The sequence below is a fragment of the Accumulibacter sp. genome, assembly GCF_031732815.1.
Classification (GTDB): domain Bacteria; phylum Pseudomonadota; class Gammaproteobacteria; order Burkholderiales; family Rhodocyclaceae; genus Accumulibacter.
In genome coordinates this window covers 1-2,852 of sequence record NZ_JAVMKF010000263.1, presented here as the reverse complement: position 1 = coordinate 2,852, position 2,852 = coordinate 1, and the positions used below count along the sequence as shown (strand labels likewise).

The following is a 2,852-nucleotide window of genomic DNA, read 5'->3' as shown; positions in this document are numbered from 1 at the left end:
CCGAAGCCCCCGCCGATAGCCATTCTGTTTATTGGGCGGCTACGCCCTCAGCAGGCCTTAAGCGGCCAGTGCGAAACGCTCATCGTTGGCGTTTGTGGTTTTGCGCGGATTACGTCCGTCGCCCTTCGGGTCGCCTGCTCGCCATATTTCACCCTGTCGAGACCAGTACACCCCCTTAGTGGTGGAGGTGGCGGGAATCGAACCCGCGTCCAAAGCGCTTCCGGTTTGCCGGAATTACGACCATGCCAGGATTATAGTCCACAGACCAGCGAACGCCAAGGCCAAACCGCGCTAGCCTCCTTGTGCAAGCGTGCCGGCGCCCCGCGCGGCGTCAGTCGCCCAGAGTCTCGGCCAACGCGTTGATCAGCGCGCTCAGCGCATCCACCGGGTAGATCAATGGAATCATTTTTCCGCTGACCCGCACAAAAACCCCGACGCTTTCTGGCCGGGCGCTGAACAATACGTGATGGTTATCAATTCCATCGACGTTCAGCCAGACCGTCGCCTCGTGATCGATCGGTGTATGACCAACGATCAACGGCGTTGCCGGATCGAGGTGAAGTGAGCGGCGGAGTCTCCTTACATCGCGCCTGCTGTAGCCGAGCGGCCGATTCGGCCGGCGCAGACGATTGCTGGTCAGTTCAAGTATCAGGCCGGGATGCTGATGAATCTCGATCAGCATCTGGCGATTCACCTTGCTGGTTGGGGGTGCGGCATGACACGCGATGAAATCGGGCGATACAACTATATAAGGAAGAAGGTCATAAAACTCCTGCATCGCTTTCAGGTACGAAGGACCGCGCTTCAGGCTGAGTTCTTTCGCCCACAACAGGCCTTGTGGAATCCCGTCCTTGGCCAGTTCCTCGGAAAACGAGTCGTGGTTGCCACGTATGTAGAAGACTTGGCTCGGAAAACGCAGCTTGAGGCGGAAGATCAAATCCATCAGCAACATCGAGCCTTCCATCTGGTGCAGTTGTCCGTCGAGCTCGCAATGGACCGCATCGCCAAGAATGACGAGCGCCGCGCAGCCCTCTTCAAGCGCATCGAGGAAGGCATTCTGAGCCAGCACCGTGAGCAGGTTATCGGCCTGCGCGTGCAGGTCGGCGACGACAACCGGGGTCATGCTGCGCGGCAAGGCGAGCAATCCACCAGGCAAGCCGCGCTCGTCGGTGGAGCGGTAAGCCTCGCTGCGCATCAGACGGTTGACCTCTTCGATCAAGCGCAAGGCGTCGTCACGCGGCAAGACTTCGACTCTTCCGCCAATGATGTCGCGCAGGCGCCGCAGCCGGCCGATTCGGCTCAGGCCAACATTGTCGATCACCGGCGCAATCGCCGTTCCGGCGTCGCTCAGATTGCGAAAGATCAGCGCATCCCGGCCATAGATCAGCACCATGTGCTGCTCGTCGATTGCCTCAGGATAGTCGAAAATCGCCTTCTGAACTTCGTCGCCTGAGCCCAGCGCGAGCCAGCTCTTTGGGCTCAGGCGCAGAAAGCCAGCGATCCGGCGCATGTGCGTGCGCGGGTCGACAAGAATGAAGCTCTCCAGCCAGACGGGCTTCCCGTCGCGATCAAGGCGATTCTCGCGATAAAGGTGAAGTCGCCGGTCATTCAGTCCGAGCGTTATCTCGATCGGAACGCCGTCAAGGGGTACGCGCACCTTCGTGCTGCCGAGACGGTACGCTTCGCCCAGTTTCAGGTTGTGCCCCCAGCCGAAACCGAGTCGAGCCAGCGCCCCTTTGATTCGGGCCAGCACACTCGATAGCTTGTCTGCGCGCCAGCCCCTGCGCCTCTTCACGGCCGGGACTGGGCGGTCAGAAAACGCTGCGGAGCACAATCCATCGTCTCGCGGTGATACACGTAAAACCCCCGTGCGTGCAGAAACTCTGCCACGCGACGGAAGACCTCGAGTTGCGCGGCGCAGATTTCAAGGCTGATCTGCCGGTCAACGGGATGGGTACTCTCCTGCGCGCGCGCCCTGCGCCTGGCCAGCAGCAAGTCGGCAGGCGGCAGAAGGAACTCGAAGACATAACGCCGATACCAGTCAACCGAAAAGAAGTAGCGCTTGCGCGGCGGCAAGATGATGCGCGCGAAGTCAACCGCGGGAAAGGATTCGTTTTGCAGAAACTCGACATCAAAGACCGCAGCGGCGTTCGCCAGCCCAATGAAGGGCATCCCGAGATGGATCTCGCGTGGCCTGACCGTCAGAATCTCAGAGCGCCACCAATGCTTACGACCGAGGTCGAGGTAGCCCTCTTCGGACCACCCGCCCAGGCGCATGATCAAGGTGCTCTTGCCGGCGCCCGGCGGTCCGGTGACCAGGATCTGCCGGCAACGAATGTCGCCGGGAAAAGGCACTCCCTTGACGTACTGGAGGGAAGCAACGACTGCGCTGCCGGCCGAGGCGGACATGCCCGCGCGCGCTCAAAAGGCCAGCGGCACGAGGCGCGGCGGCGCAACTCCTCCGGGAGGACTCGTCGCCGCCCCAGCAAACAACGCCGGCCGGGGTTTCACCGGCCGGCGCACGATGGGCACGCCCGAAACACGAGTTCAGGCATTCTGCAGCAGGATTTCCTCGAGCGTCTGGGCCGCCTTCTTCGTTGCCCGCAACACTTTCTCCTGCAACGAATAGAACTGTCGCATGCGCATTGCCCGCATTGCAGCACGGTCGTCACCTTCGGCATCGAACAGCGCCTTGATCGCCTTGTAGATCACGGCAACCGACTTTTCCTCGATTCGTTCGATCTCGACGCAGAGGTTGACCGTTTCCTGATTGCGCTCACGCTCCTTCAGCGAGGCAATGGCGCGCGTCAGACGCGTGCAGGCATCAACGGTCATCGACGCCAACTCGTGCG

2 protein-coding genes, 1 other RNA gene and 1 pseudogene are annotated in these 2,852 nt (G+C 61.1%); all 4 read right to left on the bottom strand.

Annotation, left to right across the window (positions count from 1 at the left end; all coding sequences use genetic code 11):
• Positions 1-292: a transfer-messenger RNA gene (ssrA, locus tag RKP46_RS15490) on the bottom strand; the annotation flags it as partial.
• Positions 293-331: 39 nt separating this feature from the next.
• Positions 332-1,753 carry a metallophosphoesterase gene (locus RKP46_RS15485; protein WP_311107463.1) on the bottom strand — a complete coding sequence of 474 codons (1,422 nt, stop codon included), beginning with the start codon at positions 1,751-1,753 and terminating at the stop codon, positions 332-334.
• 38 nt (positions 1,754-1,791) lie between these two features.
• Positions 1,792-2,409, bottom strand: a complete 618-nt coding sequence (locus RKP46_RS15480; RefSeq protein WP_311107462.1) for a serine/threonine protein phosphatase — start codon at positions 2,407-2,409, stop codon at positions 1,792-1,794.
• A gap of 138 nt (positions 2,410-2,547) precedes the next feature.
• Positions 2,548-2,852, bottom strand: a pseudogene (locus RKP46_RS15475) (DUF47 domain-containing protein); the annotation flags it as partial.

Coding starts and splice junctions, on each gene's coding strand:
- RKP46_RS15480 (WP_311107462.1), bottom strand. CDS start 2,409: ATGTCCGCCTCGGCCGGCAGCGCAGTCGTTGCTTCCCTCCAGTACGTC.